The following is a 19,337-nucleotide window of genomic DNA, read 5'->3' on the forward strand; positions in this document are numbered from 1 at the left end:
AGCCACGAGAGCTTCGCTGCACCCTCATACGAGTGCTTCGGTTTTTTCTGTTCGGGAAACCACATGCGTTCCGTAGTCTCGTCGGGCACGCTCGCAGGCCTAGCTTCGAGCGGTTTCGGCTTGCGTTGGCTCAATCGTTCCGTCACGTACAGCACGATGCCGGTGACGAGCAGCACCGCAGCGGCGACGGTGGGATTTGCGAAGAGCGGATCGACGCTCTTGGAAAGCAGCTTGCCTCCGATCGCGAGCGGCACAAAGCCGATGATCACGAGCAGCGCAAGGCGTTCATTCGGCTCGGTAAAGCGCGTTCGGATGCCGGTGACGAGACCGCGAACGAGTGCCGCATAGTCTTGCCAGAAATACACGAGGACGGCGAGGAACGTGCCGAGATGAAGCATCACGACGAATGGAAGGCTTGGAAAATCCCAGCGGAAGAGATACGAGAGCAGAACTGTGTGGGCGGCGCTGGATATCGGGAAGAGTTCCGTGATGCCTTGGATTATGCCAAGGCCAATAGCATGGATGATTGCATTCACGTCTGCCCTTTTCCGCGCGGGGGCAGGCGTGAACCTCCGGCGCAAGTCCTAATATGATGACCAAGCTCGCATATGGACCTAAAAGGCCCGGCGCGGCTTGGGCCGGCCGGCGTGCGGCGCTTGAGACGGACCCTCAATCGATCTTGAACTCGTATACGATTCTGTACTCCGCCGTCACGGGCTTACCGTCACGAAGGGGAGCGGTATACAAGCTTGCGTGCGCAGCTGCAAGCGCGGCCGCATCCAGCGCCGCATTGCCCGACGACTGATCTATGGTCGCATCCAGCAGCGAACCATCCGGGCCGATCGTGACGAGCACGATCACGGTTCCCTCGACGCCCTCTTGCATTTGGACATCCGGGTAACTCGGCGTCGCTTTATAGCGGAAGTTTGAGTCCTTCACCGGCAGCACCGTTTCGGCCGTCGGCGTCGCAGTCGGCGGAGCGATGGGCGGCGCGGACGGTGTTGGGGTTTCGGGAAACGGCGTCGTCATAGGCTGCGGCGAGAATTGCGGTTCGACTGAACCGGTCGTGTTCTTCGACGGTCGCACTATGGGCGGCTGTATGTGCGCAGGCGGCGCGGTGACGCTTGGCGTCGGTGGCGGAGGCGTTGGCGGCGGTGTCGGAGTCGGACTAAGCCGCGGTTTCGGCGTCGGAGAGTCAAGGACGATGATTTGCGGCGGCGGTGTTGCTTGCGGTGTGAACTTCGGGAACAACCCTGAACTTGCGCCGCCGAGCATCATGTGAACGATCGCGGAGAACGCGATGAAGCTCGCCGAGAACAGAACGAGCGAATATCGTTCGCGGCGCGAGAAAAGTGGTGGCGAAAGTTTGCTGCCCATGATGCGCGTAAGTCGAGTTCACGCGCATTGAGGTTCATAGCGTGGGCCGACTGGCGTCGGCCCCTTCGGATTGGTCGCGAGCGTTAGCCGTCGAGCTTGAACTCCACGACAAACTTATACTGCTGCTGAACCGGCTTGCCGTTCACGATATACGGCTTGTAACGGCATTCGTGCACGTACTTCAACGCGGCCTGATCCAGCAGCGCGTTGCCGGATGAAGTCGCGATGGTGGCGTCCACAAGGGTTCCGTCAGCGCCGATCGTGAGCAGGACGATGGCGGTCCCTTGAATGCCCTGATCCTGAGCGATTTGCGGATAGTCGAGCGTGGCTTTATAGGCAAGCGACGCGTCCGTGACATCGATCGGACCTTGCGGCGGCGCCTCGGTGGGAGCGACCGTGGGGGCAACGGTCGGCACTGCGGTGGGTACGCCTTGCTCGTTTCCGACCGGCGGCGGCGTGTACGCCGCTTCAGCAGGTCCGCTCGCCGACGTGTCCGTGTTCTGCTTCACGACGTTCAGTTTGATGCGCACCGGTTCCGGCGTGTTCTTCGGCGGCGGCGGCGTGGGAGTTGGCGGCGGCGTGGGCGTGGGTTTCGGCGTGGGCCGCGGTGTGTGGACCATTGTCTGGACAGTCACGATCTGCGGCGGCGGCGTGGCCTCGACTTTGAACTTCGGGAACATCGTCTCGGCCCAGCCGCCGACGCCGAAGTGGACGAGCACGGACGCAGCGATAAACGCGAACGACAAGATGCCGACCGAATATGCCTCACGCTTTGTGAAAAGCGGCGGGACCGTTTGCTTTGCGGTTTGCGGGCCGCCGGCTGAGATCGACACCTATGCGAATCCTTTCGCTAACTCAGTTATTGGTATCTGGCGCGCCGATGATCTTGTTCGCCAAGCCGAACTTATTGAATCCGGCTGCTTTTGCATCGGCCATCAGCGTGAGCACGGTGCCGTACTTCGCGGTGGGCGCCGCTTTGATGATGAGGTCGTCATTCGATGAGTACTGGAACTGAGCGAACAGGTCTTTCATCCGCTGCGGCAGATCGGCTTTCGCGATGACCTCGGCGCCGACTTGGACTTCGTCTTTTGGATTGATGATGATCACGAGCGGCGAGTTCGTGACCTTCTGTTTGTTGAACGCGAGCGGAACCGGCGGCGGTTTCAACAGGGAGGTGAGGATCATGAAGATGATCAGCAGGACCAGCAGCACGTCGGTGAACGGCGTGATGTTGATGGTGGACATGACATCTTCTTCGGGTCCTGAGCCGATGAGCGACATGTGCCTCTCCCCTCTATCCGGTCACGAAGCCGACGTCATCATCGCCCGCTTCGCGGGCGGCGTCGAGGATTTTGATGATCGTCGAGTAGCTCGCCGCTGAGTCGGCCGTCAGCGCGATGTGGCTGAGATAGCCTTGTGCCGCGTGCGCTTTGTGATAGGCGATGGCAGTCGCCATGTCGTTGTACAGACGCGCTTCGCTGGTCCGGCGCCCGTCGATGTACACGACGTTATGCGCGTTGACTTCGACGTCGATCGGGTGCGTCTGAATATTGTTCGCTTTTGGCGGCGTGGGCGGCGCGTGCTTGGCGAGTTCCTTCTGGAATCCGGGCGGCGCCGCAAGGGCTGCGAGGATCATGAAGATGATGAGGAGCACGAGCAAGACGTCCGTGAACGGAGTGATGTTGATCTCCGCCATCACATCGGTGTCTTGCTTCGCTGATGTCAGGCCCATGATGCGCCTCTCTTGCGAGCTGTGAGAACGCTGCTAGTTCGAGCCCGGTCCGGCGGGTTTCGGCGAAGGCGCCGGCGTGGAATTCGGGCGGGCAGACGAACCGGTGGGCCGATACAATTCGGTGGGTATCGGCGCGCCGGAATTGTGGAAGTGCAGCATCTCGGCGAGTTTGTTAGCCGAGACGATCATCTCCTGATTGTACGCCTTGATTCGCGACTTGAAGTAGTTGAAGAAGATCACGGCGACGACGGCGACGGCCAAGCCTGCAGCCGTGGTCACAAGGGCTTCCGACACACCTGCCGCCACGACGGCCGGCGTTGAATTGCCTTTGAGCGCGATGTCGTTGAACGCGCGGATGATGCCGAGCACCGTTCCGAACAATCCGACGAACGGCGCGATGACGGCGACCGTGCCGATGATCGAGAGGTTCGCTTCGAGCGTGTTCAGCTGCTCGAGCAACGCGATCGAGAGCGCGTCTGAGATATCGGCGCGGCTCTTCTCGTGCCGGAACAGACCGAACTGCAGGATCTTGGGCAGCATGCCCCGCTCGCGGTCGCAGACCGCGATGGCGCCCTTGATGTCGTCCTTCGACACCCGGTCGCCGATGTCGCGCAACAGTTGGCTCGGATTCGAGTGCTGCTTCGAGAAGAAGAACAGCCGCTCGAAGACGATGCCGACCGAGAGCACGGAGAGCACGAGCAGGGCCCACATGGCCGGGCCGCCGTGATTGAGAAAATCTAGAAAACCGGTGAACGGATTGCTGCTATCCATAATAGACTCTCGTACCCCTTATGCCGAATCGGCTTGATGCGACGGCGACGCCGGGAGATCACAAAACGCAATAACACAGAAGGCGGGCTCGGAACCCGTCCGTTTTGTGCCGCCCGGGTTTAAACGACTCAACGCGGGTCTCCTACCACGGTGCGTAGGCTTCTCTATCGATTTTCATCGACGAACCGAACAGCAGTGCGGCGCGTGGCCGCCGCACTAGCCGGGCCCCGACGCGCGGTTAGACGCGTCGCTGTGATCAACGCCAGGCATGTCGGTGCCGTTGATCGTCTTGTAGTAGTTGACGACCTGGGTGATGCCTTGCGTATTGTTCTGCGCTTTGAAAATGGCATATGCTTTCTGCAGCGCCGCGTTCGCGTTGTCTTTTTGGTGCTGGTCCGCGCAGGCGATGGCATATGACTCCCACGCGTTTGCGTTGTTGGCGTCGGCCTCAGTTCCGGCTTTGGCGTACTTGAGCGCATCTGCCGAGTAGTCGTTCTTGTCCTTGCTCGCGTTCAATAGGATGTTCGCGATCACGGTATTGTAGTAGGAGGCCTTCGAGGGCGTCGCCTTGATGGCCGCGTCGATCGCCGGCTGGATCTGGTCGGTCTTGCCTTGAGCGGCAGCGACCTTTGCGATGCCGAGCTGAGCGTCGCCCGATTGCGGACTCAGCGCCAGCGCCTTTGCGTAGGCAGCCTGTGCGCCGGCCCAGTTGGACATATTAAGGTAGACATCGCCGAGCGCGTTCTGCCATTGCGGGTCGTTGGGGGCGATTTCGATGAGCTGCTGCAGTGGACTGATGGCCTGCGAGAACTGGTTCTTCGAGACGTAGTAGCTGTACTGGACCTGGTACGGAAACACGCTGTTCGGTGCGACGGCCTTAGCCTTGTCGATATTGGCCAAGCCGGCGCTGGAATCGCCCGTCAAGATCTGTGCATTGCCGAGTTCCGACAGCAAACGCGCGGTGATGAGCGGCGTCTTGTGATCGTCAAGAGCGCTGGCCGCTTGAAAGTCGGCGAGCGCCGATTGCGCCTGGCCAAGAGCGATCTCATCTTCGCCTACCTGCATGCGATATGCGGCTTGCTTGGCGTCGAGCCTGGCGGCTTTCTGCGCATACGGCAGTGCAGCGGAGGAGTTCCCCGTGTTTTGCTGATCGAAAGCGTAGCGGAAATATGCCGCCGCCGCCGTCTTTGCCATATCGCTGTTCGGGTTGAGCTCGAGCGCCTTATCGAAGGCATCCACCGAGGACTTCAACTTCGAATCATCCGACTTTCCGCCGGCCGTTCCGTCGTTGAAATACACCAAACCGAGCCGAGCCCAAAGAGTGCCGTTGGAGGGGTCGATCGACGTGCCGGCGCGCAACGTGCTTTCGGCGCGCGCATAATCGGGCGGCTGCTGCATTTGGAGCAGATCTGCGAGTTGTATCCGCGCCGAGGAATTGTGGGGACTCGTATCCACTGTGGATTGAAGATCTCCGATGCTGCCGGCATTCTCTTCGACGCCTTGCAAATCGAACTTGTAGCTCACGTCGTAGAAGGCCATCTTGGGTGTTGAGCCCTGCATAGCCGGTGTGTACTTCGATGCTTTGCACGCGGCCAATACCGCATCATCCAAGTCCTTGTGACCCGAAGATTGGAATATGGTGAAACTTTTCGGAACGCCGTTTGCGCCGACGAGCACTTTGATCTTGACGACGCCCGTCTCGCGGGCGGCGCGGGCCGAATCGGGATATATCGGCCGCACCTGGCCGTTTGGAGCGAACTTCGGCGGATAGTAGTAACCCGGGGTATCCGCTCCCGCGGCTACGGCAAAACCCGCAAGAAGGGCGATACCGCCTAAGGCCGCCGCAAGGGCGCGCTGTACTTGTCGCATGTGTCTCCTCACCATGAAAGGTCTGTGGGGGAAGTTTCTCCGCCCACTTTGGTGCCGAAACCGTCTGCTGACGTCGGCACTTATATTAAATACGCGAGCAGGTGTGCGAATCGTCTCACAAACGCTTCGCGGTCAATTCGGGTAAACCCGCCGCCTGGCTTTGGCGGCTCCGGAAAAGATGCGCATTAATGTTTGCCAATCGCGTCGCCGCAGCGCGGTTTCAATACCATGCACTCGCTTGGCAAGCCGCTCAATGGAACGCAATACCTCTCTACGGTTCGCTTCCAGGCCGGGTCGCCAAATCGAGAAGTGCGAGGCCGCGAGCCGGGTGGCATCGCGATAGCCGGGGCCTGCGATCCTTGCCCATGCTCGCGGCGCGTGCGGCGCAGCCGATAGCGCCAGAGCAGTCGCGGCGAGTTGGGGCAGCGCGCTTAAGCCGGCGATCGCGCGGTCGTGCATTCGCGGATCCGCGCGAAACGGCTCCATGCCGATGCGGCGCGCGAAGCGTTTCGAGTCGGACCACGCTTCCGCACGCTTGCGCTGCGGCGGCGCGTACAGTGCGAACACGCGTTCCTTCAATAGAGATGCAGATGCGGCTTTCGCGCCGGACCGCTCGCTTCCGGCGATCGGATGTCCGGCGACAAACCGGACTGCGGGCCATCGTTTCAGCATGCGAACCGCGTGCTGAACGACCGGCATCTTCACGCCGGCGCAGTCGATGATCAGCGCACCCGACGTCGCGTAGCTGAAGACGGCCGGCAGCTGCTTGAGAATCGCATCGAGCGGAGCGGCGAGCACAACGATGTTCTTATCCGCGACGGCGGCCTCAAGCGACTTTGCCGCATGGTCGATCGCGCCGCGACGCTTCGCCGTTCGAAGCGCGTGTCGGTCAGTATCCCATCCTTCTACTGAATAGCCGGCGGCGCGGGCCGCGAGGCCGATCGATCCGCCGATGAGGCCGGTGCCGAGGATCGCTATGCGGTTAGACCGACGCTCGCGCATCGCTCGCGACCGGTTTGCCGATCGCGCGGGCCACAGGCCGAACAGCATCCATGAGCGCGCCGAACTTCTCGAACGTCAGCGACTCGAAGCCGTCCTTGAGCGCTTCGCTCGGCCGCGGATGGACTTCGATCATCAAACCATCTGCGCCGGCTGCGACCGCCGCACGTGCCATCGGCGTGACCAAGTCCCATTTGCCTGTGGCGTGACTTGGATCGACGACGACCGGCAAGTGACTGAGCTGCTTGACGAGCGGCACCGCATTGAGGTCGAGCGTATTTCGGGTCGCGGTCTCAAACGTGCGTATGCCGCGCTCGCACATGATCACGTTATGATTGCCGCCGGCATAGATGTATTCGGCCGCCAGCAGCCACTCTTCGATCGTCGCCGAAAGCCCGCGCTTGAGCATGACCGGCTTGCGCGATTTTGCGACTTCTTTGAGCAATTGGAAATTCGCCATGTTGCGCGCGCCGATCTGAAGGATGTCGGCGTTATTTTCGACATCGGGCACGTCGCGCGGATCGAGGACCTCGGTGACGACCGGCAGCCCCGTGAGCATGCGCGCCTCTGCGAGGATCTCCAATCCTTCCTTGCCCATGCCCTGAAAGGAATACGGGGACGTGCTAGGCTTGAACGCGCCGCCGCGAAGCATCGTGGCGCCGCATGACTTGACCCATTCCGCCGTTTCCAAGAGCATGGCGCGACCTTCGACCGTGCATGGGCCTGCGATCACGTGGATCGTGCCGTTGCCGATCTCGGCGCCGTTGGAAAGCCGGACGACGGTATCGGAATGCGCGCCTTCGCGGCTGACCAATTTGTACGACTTGCTGACGGGCATGACGCGCTCGACGCCTGCGAGACTAGCCAGTTGCGCCGCGAGCACGTCCTTGTTCTCGCGCACGCCAAGGACGCCGATGATCAGACGTTCAGCGCCTTGCGACACGTTGACGTCGAAGCCCATCGCTTTGATCTTCTCGACGACGGAGCCGGCTTCTGCCGCGCTCGCGCCGCGCTTGATGACGACGATCATGGTGCGTGCATTGGCTAAATCCCGCGCAAATCCGGCCGGAGCGCGGTCGCTCCATCCAAATAGATGTGTTTTATGTCTTCCGGCGCGCGTTCCGTGTTGATGAGCACGAGCACTCGGATGCATTGCGCGAGGCCGCCCGGCACGTCCATCTCGTGACTGCACAGCAGCGGCACATGCGTCCAGCCGCGCGCGCGAGCCGCTTCTGCCGGGTACGCCGCGTTGAGATCGGCGCTCGTCGTGAAGAACGCCGCGGCCACCATTTCCGGCAGCACGTCGTTCGCCCGCACGATCTCTTTCAACAGCCGCGCTGTGGCATCCAGAACCGCCCCGCGTTCATTCTCCGCAGCGGTGATCGCACCGCGGATGCCTCGCACGACCATGTCGCGCGTGGATTTGGAGACGGTGTTGGGCGGACCTTTACGGTCCGCCGGCGCGGACCTCTACGGTCCGCCGGCGCGCCGTGATTGCGCGCCCTGCATCGACAGTTTCTCCAGCGCCGCACGCTCGGCGGCGGTCAGCGGTCGCCATTTGCCTGGCTTTACCACGCCGAGCGCGACGGGGCCGAACGATATGCGCGCCAGCGCGACGACGCGGAGCCCTTCATTCGCGCACATACGCCGCACTTGCCGATTCTTGCCTTCGCGCAGGGTTACGAAGAACGTGTGCGTTCCGTTCGCGTTGCGCCGCGGCGCCGTCGCTCCGAGCCTCTTCAAGTTCGCGGGCTTAGGCTCGCTCGCAACCGTCACCTTATAGCGCTTCTCGACCTCGTGCGATGGATGCAGCAGCGTCTGCGCAAGCACACCGTCGGAGGTGCACAGCAACACGCCCGTCGACTCCGCGTCGAGCCGGCCTACGGGAAACAGACGTCGGCCTTTCGGCAAGAGATCGGCGATGGAACGGCGCCCGCGCTCGTCGCTCATCGTCGTGAAAACGCCGGCGGGCTTGTGCAGCACGATCGTCAGGTGCGGGGCCTCAGGCTGAACCACGCGCTTGCCCGACACGCGTACGTCGTCGTGCGCCGGATCGACCATCGCGCCGAGATGCGCCGCCGAACCGTTTACGGTGACGCGACCTTCTTCGACGAGCGCGTCGGCGGCGCGGCGCGATGCAACGCCTGCTTGAGCCAAAAATTTGTTGAGCCGGATCGGCAATGCGCTAGCGTGTGTCCAGCGGAATGGCGACGTGCGCGTATTCGGCGCCATCGAAAATATCGCCCATGAGAATACCGTTCCAGTAACGCAGCACCGGGGCCCGCGCATCCGCGGGAAGCTGAAAGTCGAGCGTGAAATCCGCGCTGCCGCCCGGAGGCACGGTCGATTCATCGGCGACAACGACGTTTGAAGGCGCGAGTGCTTGGAACTTCCGCCCCGCGTCGTCCTGGACGTACGCGATGTCGTTCGACCAGTGGTAGTCCACGCGCAGCGCCTGGTTGTCGACTCGAATCGTGATCGCGTACACAGTGGACGAGGGAGTCCTCTTCGCCGCAACGCGGGTGACCGTATAAAGGAAGTCATCCTGTCTCACCGCTTGGCCGACGGGAACGATTTTCGGCGCACGCGCATGTGCGCCGAATCGAAATGCGATGAGTGCGATCAGGATAAACGTCGCGGCGACAGCCAAGGTCTTATACATCGCTTACTTTGTATCACAAAGTTAAGGTTCGGTCAAGTGGGGTCCCTGCCCTAGTCACATCGTTCTGTCCCTGAGAATATCCGGGACCTTAGGCCGGGGTTAATGTTGCGAGCGCAATGCGAATACGGTGCGGCATAGAGGAAGGGCGATTGCCGCCCATCTCTTGTTTCTAGTCATCCGGGGGAGATCACTGAATGAAAATGTCCTCGCTTTCGATGCGTCTCGCATTCGGCACGGCGCTCTGCGCCGCGATTGCGTTCGCACCATCCGGCGCGCGGATCGCATCCGCGGCGTCGATATCGCCACCGATCAGTTACGAGCGAGCTGTCGCACCTCTCGTGTACATGCATCCCGTCGACATGCGCGTCGCGCCGTCGTCAGTTTTTCAGCCGCTGCGGCATGCGCCTGGTTTCATGCCTGATCTGCGCGGCATGTCTGAAGCGCGCTATCGCACCTTAAAGCGTCTCGCGCTGCACAATCCGCTCGCGCCAGCAAACCCATTTCCCATGATCGACTCGAGCGAGATTTCCCCGTTCACGACGCCCGGCCTGAACAAGAGCTTTAACGGCATGGCCGACTCGGCATCCACGTGCCCGTACTTCGGCGGATGCGAACCTCCCGACATGGCCGTCGCTTCCAACGGCACCTGGGTCGTTCAAGCGACCAACACGTCGATAGCGGTCTACAACACCTCGGGAACTCTGCAGGCGGGATGGCCAAAGAACTCTCAAGTCTTCTTCAACATCCCGAACCCGCCCAATAATTGCGACCCGAATGGCCCGTTCACGAGCGACCCGCGCGCGCTCTACGACCCGGCGGACAAGCGTTTCTGGGTCGTCTTCCTTCAGGTCGAAGGCGCGTTCAGCCCCGCGGGCGGATGCCCAGAACAAACCCTGTATTGGGCAGCGGTGAGCCAGACGAACAATCCGAACGGCGTCTGGAACGTCTACGCGTTCAACATGGCGTTTAAAACCACCAATGCCGCGGACTACACGCAAGTCGGTCTCGACAACGTCGCGTTCTATTTCGCCGGCAATATGTTCAATCAGTTCGGCAGCGCCTACGTGTATGCAGAGACGTTCGCTGCGAACAAGAAATCGATGGAAGCGGGTATCGCCACCACACCGCTGGGAATCAAGAACCTGAAGGTGGGCAGCACCGTGGTGGACACGGTCCAGCCGGTAATGGTAGAGGCGAACGGCGGGAAGTATCCGCCTGCCGGTCTGTTCATCGACTCGTTCAACATCAACTCGGGCGGCGGCTCGTGCTCGAGCGGCTGCCAGGGTGTCAACGTCTGGGCGATGCGCAAACCGCTCACCGCACCCGCGATGAGTCAGGTCACCGTTTCGACCGGCACATATACGCTTGCACCGCTCGCGAGCGAACCGGGCTGCACGCAGTGCATCGAAACGATCGATACGCGCATCACGGGCACACCGGTCTACGAAGGCGGCAACATCTCGTGGTCGCTCGACACCGCGGTCGCCAGCGGAGGCTTCACGACGCCGGGCGTTTTCTGGGGTCAAGTCTCCCCGATCTTCACCGGCAACATGGTCACCGGCGGCACGCTGACGCAGAGCGGCATCGTCTCGTACTCTGGGTCGAGCAATCACGACGCATCGTTCGGCGCGATGATGCCCGACAACAGCGGCGATCTGTTCATGGTGTTTGACACCATGAGCAACACGATCGATCCGAGCGCGGCGTACGTCATCCACAAGCCGACGGATGCACTCGGTCACTTCGAAGGCGCCAAATACCTGATCAAAGGGACCGCCACGTCACCCGACTCGCGCTGGGGCGACTACGAAGCCGCCAGCTACGAAGGGCCGTCCTCGAACCAAGTCTGGTTCGCATCCGAGTACGGCGCTGCGGCGTCTGATTGGAACACGTGGATGGGCCGGACCAAGATCTAAATCGTCCAACCCCTGAACGGAAAGGGCCGGCATTCCGCCGGCCCTCTTTTTTTTCGGTCAAACCTCTTAGGCGCGCCGAACATTAGCGAACCCCTCATCTTTGTGGCGCAACGCTCTATGTCTGTTTCACGCGCGTCTGAAAAAGCCGGGACCTTCGATGGAAGTCGCCGCGTACGGCCGTGTGCGAAGCAACTCGCTCAAGATGTGAGAGGCATCGCCGATCGTGTCTTTTTGCCGCTCATCCGGGGAGATCATCGATGAAACGTTCCTCGATTCCATTACGCTTGGCGATCGGCGCGGCGGTCTGCGCTGCGGTCGCATTCGCGCCGACGGGTGCGCGTATCGCAGCAGCCGCATCCATCTCGCCGCAGATCTACGCCGAGCCGGCGATCGCGCCGCTCGTCGCCTTGCATCGCGTCGACATGAACGTCGCGCCCGCGTCTATTTTTCAGCCGCTCCGCCACGCGCCCGGACTGATGCCCGATCTTAACGGCGTGTCAGAAGCCGTTTATCACGCGCGCAAATTCGCCGCACTTCACAACCCGCTTGCGCCGGTCAATCCGTTTCCGATGATCGACGCGATCGAGTTCTCGCCGTTCGCCACGCCGGGTCTCAATAGGAGCTTCATCGGTATGGCCGATTCAGCATCCGTGTGCCCATACTTCGGCGGATGCGCACCGCCCGACATGGCGGTTGCGTCCAACGGAACGTGGGTGGTCCAGGCCGTCAACACGTCGGTCGCCGTGTACACCTCAAGCGGCACGATTCAAGCCGGGTGGCCCAAGAACACGCAAGCCTTCTTACATGTTCCCAATCCGCCGGGCGGCTGCGATCCGGCCGGACCGTTCATGAGCGATCCGCGCGCCTTCTATGACGCTGCAGACAAACGTTTCTGGGTGATCTTCTTGCAGGTCGAGGGGGCGTTCGGCATCGCCGGAGGATGCCCCGAGCAGACGGTTTATTGGGCAGCTGTGAGTCAGACGAATAATCCCAACGGCTCGTGGAACGTCTACGCGTTCAACATGTCGATGGGCACGACCAATGCTGCCGACTACACGCAAGTCGGTCTCGATAATCAGGCCTTTTATTTCGCCGCCAACATGTACAATCAGGCTGGGTCGGCCTACATGTACGCGGAGACGTTCGCCGCCGACAAAAAGAAGATGGAAGCCGGCATGGCAACGACACCCAAGGGCCTGAAGAATCTCAAGGTCGGCTCGACGCTCGTGGACACGGTCCAGCCGGTGTTCGTCCAAGCCAATGGCGGCGCATATCCGCCGGCCGGCCTATTCGTGGACTCGTTCAACATCAACTCGGGCGGCGGGCAGTGCGGAGGCGGCTGCCGTGGCGTGAACATCTGGGCCATGCGCAATCCGCTGACGGCACCTGCGATGAGCGAAGTCACCGTTTCGACCGGCACGTACGCGCTCGCGCCATCCGCAACGGAACCGGGCTGCTCGCAATGCGTTGAGACGATCGACACGCGGATCACAGGCACGCCAGTCTATGAAGGCGGAAACATCTCGTGGTCGCTCGACACCGCGGTGGCAAACGGCGGAACGAACGTCCCCGGTGTGTTCTGGGGTCAAGTGGCGCCGGTCTTTACCGCCGACAAAGTCACCGGCGGTTCGCTGACGCAAAGCGGCATCGTCTCATTCTCGGGGCCGACGGAACGCGACGCGTCATTCGGAGCGCTGATGCCCGACAAGAACAATGACCTCTACATGGTGTATGACACGATGAGCACCGCGATCGACCCGAGTGCCGAGTACGCGTTCCGCCTGCCGTCGGACACGCTCGGCAAGTTCGAGGCCTCCAAGTTCCTCATCAAGGGCACGGCCTCCACGCCCGACTTCCGCTGGGGCGATTACGAAGCCGCCGGCTATGAGGGCCCCTCCTCCAACCAGATCTGGTTCGCTTCACAATACGGTGCTGCGGCTTCAGACTGGAACACGTGGATGGGCCGCGCCAAACACTAGGCGGTTCTGCCAGGAACGAAAAGGGCCGGCATTGCGCCGGCCCTCTTTTTTGCGTCCCCGTGGGAATCGACGGTCGCTACCGTTCGCCGTCGCCCGCCATGGACATGGCTTCTTTGGTCACTGACTTGAGGAAGTCTTCATTGCCGTCCGTGCGCCGGAACCGCTCGAGAACGAGCTCGGTCATCTCCTGCGTGCCGAGCACGGCTGTAGCTCTGCGCAGCATGACGACCTTGCGGAGCTCGATCTCGCTGAGCAGCAGCTCTTCGTGTCGCGTGCCCGACCGCTTGATGTCGACCGCCGGGAATATCCGGCTGTCAGCGAGTTTGCGGACCAGATTGATCTCCATATTGCCCGTGCCTTTGAACTCCTCAAAGATCACGTCGTCCATCTTTGAACCTGTCTCGATGAGCGCGGTGGCGATGATGGTGAGCGAGCCCCCGTTCTCGATGTTGCGTGCCGCGCCGAAGAATCGTTTGGGCCGGTGCAGGGCACTTGTGTCGAGGCCGCCGGAAAGCGTCCGGCCCGTTGTCGGCATGACTTGGTTCCACGCGCGCGCGAGGCGCGTGATGGAATCGAGCAGGATCACGACGTCGTGGCCGAGTTCGACAAGCCGCTTGCAGCGCTCGAGCGTGAGTTCTGCCACCGCGGTGTGCGAGTCCGGATGCTCGTCGAACGTGGACGAGACGACCTCGCCTTCAATCGACCGGCGCATGTCCGTGACTTCTTCCGGCCGCTCGTCGACGAGCAGCGCGAAGAGATCCACGTCCGGATGATTGGAAGCGATCGCATTTGCGATCTTCTTGAGGAGTGTCGTTTTGCCGGCCTTGGGCGGCGAGACGATCAGGCCGCGCTGGCCGTTGCCGATGGGGCAGAAAAGATCGAAGACTCGGCCGCACATCTCAAGCGGTGAGGTCTCCATCTTGAGTCGCGATTCTGGATAGATGGGTATCAGCTTGTCGAATTGCGGCCGGCCGCGGATGGCTTCGGGATCTTCTCCGTTGACCGCCTCCACTTTCAAGATGCCTTGATACTTCTCGTTGTCTTTGGGTTCGCGGATCTGCCCGGCGACGAGATCTCCCGTGCGCAATTCGAAGCGACGGATCTGCGACTGTGAGATATAGACGTCGTGCGGGCCCGGCCGCATGTTCTCGCGGCGCAAGAAGCCGTAGCCCTCTTGCATCATCTCGAGCACGCCGATGGCGAAGTGGAGACCGGCCGCTTTTGCCTGCGCTTCGAGGATAGGGACTATGAGTTCGCGCTTCTTGATGCGCTGGAGATCTTTGATCTCGAGCAGCTTCGCATACTCGACGAGTTCCGCGCGCGTCTTCTCTTCGAGCTGGCGCACGGAGAGCAATTCGTGGATCACGCCTTCCTTATCGGTGAAGGAGCGCGGTTGATTATCGTATCGCTCCTGCTGCTGGCGGTTGGGCTGGAAAGCGCGCTGCATGGGCTGCGCTTGTTGGACGCGCGAGGTGTCGCGGTTGCGGTCGCGGTCGAATCGCTGGCCGCGGTCTTGGCGATCGAAGCGCTGTCCTCGGTCGTGGCGTTCGTGGCGATCGCCGCGGTCGTACCGTTCGTAGCGCTCGGGGCCGCGGTCTTGTACGCGCTCTGGGGCGCGATCGTAACCGCGTTCAGGTCCGCGCTCGACCGGCCGTGGTCTTTCCGATCGCTCGAATCGTTCCGGGCGCTCGGCGCGATCTCGATCGCCTGAGTCGGCCCGATCTTCGCGCTCCGCCCGATCCGCGCGATCGCTGCGTTCCGGTCGATCGGCACGATCGCTTCGCTCGGGCCGTTCCGAAAAATCGGCGCGGTCGTCGCGGGTTCGATCGTCGCGCGGCTCGACCGCTTCGACCCGGCTCGTGTCGATGTCGACGGTTGGATCGTTCGGATCGGCGGAGGCCGCGGCGCGGACACGCCCGCGTGGCGGTCGACCGGTGCGAGGAGTTCTGGGAGTTGAATCTACTTCGGTATCGTCTTGCACTTTATCTTGAATACTCTACCGTGGGCATTGGGGGCCGATGCGGTCGACCGCGCGCCGATCTGATCGTTCGGCGCATTGGTTGCAGACGCGGCAAATTGAAGAACGGTCGGTGTCGACGCTCGTGCCTACGAAGTAAGTGAAGTTTGGAAGCGGTTGAACTTCGTCAAAAGTTCACGCTGTCGTTACTATAGCACAGCGCGTTCGCGTCGTCAACGGACCGGTGCACGCTTGCTAACATTTAGTATCGGACGCAGCGCACACTAATCTTAGGGTTCTTCGTGGACTCGAAACGCTCGCGCTGTTGGCGTCGGCGAAGCGCAGCGGCCAGAGCGGTGCGACTTTGATGCCCACGCGCGGACCCACCGCGATCGCGGTCGCCGGATCGCCGTCAGCGAGCTCAAGCGTCAGCTCGCCGCTGCGCAGGTCGACGCCGTTGAGCGAGGTGTCGATGCCGAACGCGCGACACAAGTTGCCCGGTCCGCGCGCGAGCACCGCATCGGAAGTTCCCGCGGCCCGGCGCCTGCGCATGAGGTCGAGGCCGTGTGTTGGTTCGATCGCTCGGACGAGCACTGCGCCGCCGATCCCCGCGCGTTCGGTCGTGACGTTGAAACAATTGTACATGCCATAGATGAAGTAGACGTACGCATGGCCCGGTCTCCCGAATATGCAAGCCGTACGCTTGGTGGGTCCGCGATAGCCGTGACACGCGGGATCCACGAGAGGCAAGTAAGCTTCCGTCTCCACGATCCGACCGGCGACAAGTCCGCCGCGATCCAGCGTGGATGGCGGGATAACACGGCGGAGCGTGGCGCCGATAAGGCCGCGCGCCACGTCGACCGTGGCGCCGTTGAAGAACGCCCGCCACTTCGCATCCCTGATTTCGGTTAGGCCGGTCAGCCCTTGCCCGCCGCGCTTCATCGCGCGATTATTGTGCGTAACCACTCTCGGACCGCGGCATTCGACATTCTCGAAGCCGCGGCTTTTCGCTCATGAACGGAGGGCGGCCATGCGTTCACGCGGATTCACCATCGTCGAAATGCTGATCGCGATCGCGGTGCTCGCCCTTTTGATTTTTGCCGTCTGCGATGCGGTCTCGCACACCGTGCATCTGGGCGCGCTCGATCTGAGCCGCGCGGGCGCAGCGCGCACGTCCACCGCCTTGGAAACGCGCATGAGCGAGGAGGCGCGAAGCGCCACGTCCGTTTTTGTTCCCGCACTGGACGTGCTGGGTCAGAACAACGCGGGTACGAGCGCGCACGAAGTTGATTTCTATCGGAAGCTTCCCGGCGGTTCCGATGCGTACGTCGCATATCGCTTCGATAGCGGCGCCGGCACCGTCACGCGCTACGACTACACGCTCACCGGCAGCACTCCCCAAACCACGGATGCTGATATCTCCGCCAGCGGCATTCTTTCATTCGTACCGCAGGCCATCGACGTCGGTGCCAGCGGCGACGTGGTCGGCGGATCCCAGATCGTGCCGGTTTCAGTCTATTACGGCCGGGCGCAGAGCGCCGGCGGCAACGGCGTTGTGGTTGTCTCGATCATGTCGGGATCGGCAGCCGGCGCGCCCTCCCGGTCCAGCGTCCTGCACCTCGCGGCCAAATCCATGCCGACGGACTTTGCAGAGCTCGTTTCTTCATCTTCTCCGCCGCCGCACACGGGATTGCACACGGTGACGTTTATGGTGATCCCTAAAGTTATCAAAGGTGTTTGGCACGGCGGCGGTCCCGACGGCGGCTGGAACGACATTCATTCGGTTGCGCTATCGGGCAGCGCGACCTTTATTGGCGATGGCGGCGACAACGTAAATTGGTTTGATGTCTCCTCCCAAGAGCCAGTTTTGGAGAGTGGTCTATATAACTTGCACAATGAAAATGGCCAGAATTTTCAGTTAAGTATTTCATGTCTCGATGAATCGTGTCCTCAGTTTGTACCGCTTCCGCAGAATATCCCGGGCGCCCCGAAGGGCCTGGTCATCTTCAAGACCTCACAGTAGATTCACAGGACCGAGCGGTCTCTTAAAGAACCGTTAACGTTACGCCGGCGTTCGCGAAACGCGAATGATCGGCGTAACTCGCGGTTGGCTGTGCGCAAGCATTGACCAACAGCATCTGTAAGGAGCCATAGCATGCCCAAGTCATCGATGCGGGCGCTGCTGACGGTTCTTGCATGTCTTGCCTTTACTTTCGGTCAGGGAACAGGGGTTCTGGCCGGCACGACAGGCGGCATCCAAGGCACCATCACCGGCCCGTCGGGCAGTCCACTTGCAAACGTTCAGGTCTCTGCGGTCGCGCCGTCGTTTAGCGCGAAAACCGTCACCGGCTCGAACGGATTCTACGCACTCACCGATCTTGCGCCCGACACGTACACCGTGACGTTCAGCGCAAGCGGCTATATAACGCAATCGGTCACTGGCGTGACCGTGACCCAGGATCAGACATTCGGCCTCAGCCGTACGATGGGCACTGAAGTGCAGACGATCGGAAAGGCAACCGTGCGAGGCACCACGTCGCTGCTGCAGCCGAAGACCACTGCGGATTCGTACACGGTGACGAGCCAGAACGTCCAACAGATCACCGGCACTCCGCAGAACATCTCCGAATCCACAGTCCTCAACACGCTGCCCGGAATCACGACCGATTCGAGCAACTATCCCGTTATCCGGGGCGGCGCGGAGAACGAAGAAGGTTATGAGCTCGAGGGCATCGATGCGACCGATCCTGAGACGGGCCAGTTTATAAACAGCCTCTCGCTCGTCGGCGATTCGCGCTTGGTGGTCTCCACCGGCGGTTATGACGTTAGCGACGGCAATACCAACGCCGGCGTCATCAACTCGGTGGTCAAGCGCGGCTCGTACCCGGGTGCCGGCCAAGCTACCGCGACGGTCAACTTCCAGAACTTCGACCATCGCTTGGCTATGGAATTCGGCAGCGGCACTGCGGATGACCGCTTTAGCTACTTCTTTGCGTTCAACTCGCTGCGGCTGAATTCGGTCTACGGAGACCGCACGACGTTTCTGCCGCGACTCGTTGGAGCGCTCGGCGACGAAACGGGCAACGTCAACGCGATGAACCTGTTCTACCGTTGGGGCCCGAGCAACGCAAACGAACTGCAGTACTTCGGCGAGTCGGGCGCAAGCCTGTTCGACGACAACTTCGACATCAACCCGGCGATCACGCCCTACGCATCGGCCAACTTGCTCGTGCAGAACCAGACGGGCGGCTTGAGCCAGTTTTCGACGCTCTTCCCCGGCCAAGTCGGGCCAAATCAGTTCACCAACTATCCCGACCACGAGAACAATCGCCATAGCTTGCAGAAGCTCAACTTCCGCCACTCGTTGTCGCCCTCGAGTTACTTCGAAGCGCGCCTCACGCGCACGGACGAAGCAGACGTGTTCTCCTTCCCGTGGGGCGGCGGCGCGTTTGGAGATGATTTTGAGAACAACTTGAACGCGAATGTCGGCATGGCGGTCGACTACGAGAACCAGTTGTCGAGCAAGCATCAAGTCTCGTTTGGGGCCGAGACGATCTCTACGAAGTCGGATTACGTACAAGGCTTGCCGAGCCAAGAACCATTTGTCTATGGCAACGAGTTCTGCTACATCGCAGGCATCTGCGCGCCCGCCGGTCCGCAGGTCCCGCTCACTCACTTCCCTGTCTTGACGCTACTCACTAACGACCCGCTGCATCGCTCGAACGCGTGGGTCAAAGACCAGTGGGCGCCGAGTGAAAAGTTCACGGCAACGGTCGGCGTGCGTTACGACGTCGAGCGCTTGGACATTCCGGCAAACGCCGCGCAGTTCAACTACTCGTTCGCAACCGATGCGGCGGGCAATGTGCTGCAGATTCCAGGACCGCCAATCTCGTCCGACGTGACGCGTCCGAGTCAGTTCAGCCCGCGCGTTGCGCTGACGTACCTCCTCAACGACAACAACACGCTCCGCTTCTCGTACGGCAAGAACATCGAGTTCACGCCGCTCACGAACATCGAAGCCAAAGCCGGCTTCAGCACGGCGCTGGCGAACTGCAGCATCGCAAGCGGCTGCTTC

The 19,337-nt window shown here is 61.5% G+C and carries 19 protein-coding genes; 5 read left to right on the forward strand and 14 right to left on the reverse strand.

Annotation, left to right across the window (positions count from 1 at the left end):
* The 12 genes from VKT51_01550 to VKT51_01605 form a co-directional block, all read right to left on the reverse strand.
* On the reverse strand, nt 1–536 hold a 536-nt coding region (locus VKT51_01550), incomplete at its 3' end, for an undecaprenyl-diphosphate phosphatase (protein HLJ82844.1).
* Between the two features lie 133 nt (nt 537–669).
* Entirely contained in the window at nt 670–1,377 is a 708-nt protein-coding gene (locus VKT51_01555) for an energy transducer TonB (GenBank protein ID HLJ82845.1), read from the reverse strand.
* An 83-nt stretch (nt 1,378–1,460) separates the two neighbouring features.
* On the reverse strand, nt 1,461–2,210 hold the full coding sequence (locus tag VKT51_01560; protein ID HLJ82846.1) for an energy transducer TonB: 750 nt from the start codon (nt 2,208–2,210) through the stop codon (nt 1,461–1,463).
* 22 nt (nt 2,211–2,232) lie between these two features.
* Nucleotides 2,233–2,658, reverse strand: a complete 426-nt coding sequence (locus VKT51_01565) for a biopolymer transporter ExbD (GenBank protein ID HLJ82847.1) — start codon at nt 2,656–2,658, stop codon at nt 2,233–2,235.
* A gap of 13 nt (nt 2,659–2,671) precedes the next feature.
* Nucleotides 2,672–3,109 carry a biopolymer transporter ExbD gene (locus VKT51_01570; GenBank protein ID HLJ82848.1) on the reverse strand — a complete coding sequence of 146 codons (438 nt, stop codon included), beginning with the start codon at nt 3,107–3,109 and terminating at the stop codon, nt 2,672–2,674.
* Between the two features lie 33 nt (nt 3,110–3,142).
* Nucleotides 3,143–3,880: a MotA/TolQ/ExbB proton channel family protein gene (locus tag VKT51_01575; GenBank protein ID HLJ82849.1), complete on the reverse strand. Its 738-nt coding sequence runs from the start codon at nt 3,878–3,880 to the stop codon at nt 3,143–3,145.
* Nucleotides 3,881–4,096: 216 nt separating this feature from the next.
* Nucleotides 4,097–5,749, reverse strand: coding sequence for a TonB family protein (locus VKT51_01580; protein HLJ82850.1), 1,653 nt, complete (start codon nt 5,747–5,749; stop codon nt 4,097–4,099).
* A gap of 132 nt (nt 5,750–5,881) precedes the next feature.
* A complete protein-coding gene (locus tag VKT51_01585; protein ID HLJ82851.1) occupies nt 5,882–6,751 on the reverse strand; it encodes a prephenate dehydrogenase/arogenate dehydrogenase family protein in 870 nt (289 codons plus the stop codon).
* Complete coding sequence (gene aroF, locus VKT51_01590; protein HLJ82852.1) at nt 6,732–7,778, reverse strand: 3-deoxy-7-phosphoheptulonate synthase; 1,047 nt, start codon at nt 7,776–7,778, stop codon at nt 6,732–6,734. Before aroF ends, VKT51_01585 begins: the two co-directional genes overlap by 20 nt.
* 14 nt (nt 7,779–7,792) lie before the next feature.
* Entirely contained in the window at nt 7,793–8,152 is a 360-nt protein-coding gene (gene aroH / locus VKT51_01595) for a chorismate mutase (protein ID HLJ82853.1), read from the reverse strand.
* Between the two features lie 66 nt (nt 8,153–8,218).
* Nucleotides 8,219–8,929: a pseudouridine synthase gene (locus VKT51_01600; protein ID HLJ82854.1), complete on the reverse strand. Its 711-nt coding sequence runs from the start codon at nt 8,927–8,929 to the stop codon at nt 8,219–8,221.
* 4 nt (nt 8,930–8,933) lie between these two features.
* Complete coding sequence (locus tag VKT51_01605) at nt 8,934–9,410, reverse strand: hypothetical protein (protein HLJ82855.1); 477 nt, start codon at nt 9,408–9,410, stop codon at nt 8,934–8,936.
* A 194-nt stretch (nt 9,411–9,604) separates the two neighbouring features.
* Here VKT51_01605 and VKT51_01610 point away from each other — a divergent pair, with 194 nt between their 5' ends.
* Nucleotides 9,605–11,326 (forward strand): hypothetical protein, encoded by a 1,722-nt coding sequence (locus VKT51_01610; protein ID HLJ82856.1) that lies wholly within the window; start codon nt 9,605–9,607, stop codon nt 11,324–11,326.
* Between the two features lie 257 nt (nt 11,327–11,583).
* The gene (locus tag VKT51_01615) at nt 11,584–13,305 is read left to right on the forward strand and encodes a hypothetical protein (protein ID HLJ82857.1); all 1,722 of its coding nucleotides are present in this window, start codon (nt 11,584–11,586) and stop codon (nt 13,303–13,305) included.
* A 76-nt stretch (nt 13,306–13,381) separates the two neighbouring features.
* Here VKT51_01615 and rho read toward each other — a convergent pair whose 3' ends face one another.
* Nucleotides 13,382–14,671 (reverse strand): transcription termination factor Rho, encoded by a 1,290-nt coding sequence (rho, locus tag VKT51_01620; GenBank protein HLJ82858.1) that lies wholly within the window; start codon nt 14,669–14,671, stop codon nt 13,382–13,384.
* Between rho and VKT51_01625 the strand changes: the two genes are divergently transcribed.
* A complete protein-coding gene (locus VKT51_01625; protein ID HLJ82859.1) occupies nt 14,663–15,016 on the forward strand; it encodes a hypothetical protein in 354 nt (117 codons plus the stop codon). The genes rho and VKT51_01625 overlap by 9 nt on opposite strands.
* Before the next feature lie 501 nt (nt 15,017–15,517).
* On the opposite strand, the gene VKT51_01630 is transcribed toward VKT51_01625, so the two are convergent.
* Entirely contained in the window at nt 15,518–16,204 is a 687-nt protein-coding gene (locus VKT51_01630) for a DNA-3-methyladenine glycosylase (GenBank protein HLJ82860.1), read from the reverse strand.
* Between the two features lie 88 nt (nt 16,205–16,292).
* Here VKT51_01630 and VKT51_01635 point away from each other — a divergent pair, with 88 nt between their 5' ends.
* On the forward strand, nt 16,293–17,285 hold the full coding sequence (locus VKT51_01635) for a prepilin-type N-terminal cleavage/methylation domain-containing protein (protein HLJ82861.1): 993 nt from the start codon (nt 16,293–16,295) through the stop codon (nt 17,283–17,285).
* 132 nt (nt 17,286–17,417) lie between these two features.
* The coding region (locus VKT51_01640; protein HLJ82862.1) for a TonB-dependent receptor at nt 17,418–19,337 on the forward strand (1,920 nt) is incomplete at its 3' end.

It is taken from the genome of Candidatus Eremiobacteraceae bacterium, assembly GCA_035295225.1.
In the GTDB taxonomy this organism is placed as follows: domain Bacteria; phylum Vulcanimicrobiota; class Vulcanimicrobiia; order Eremiobacterales; family Eremiobacteraceae; genus JABCYQ01.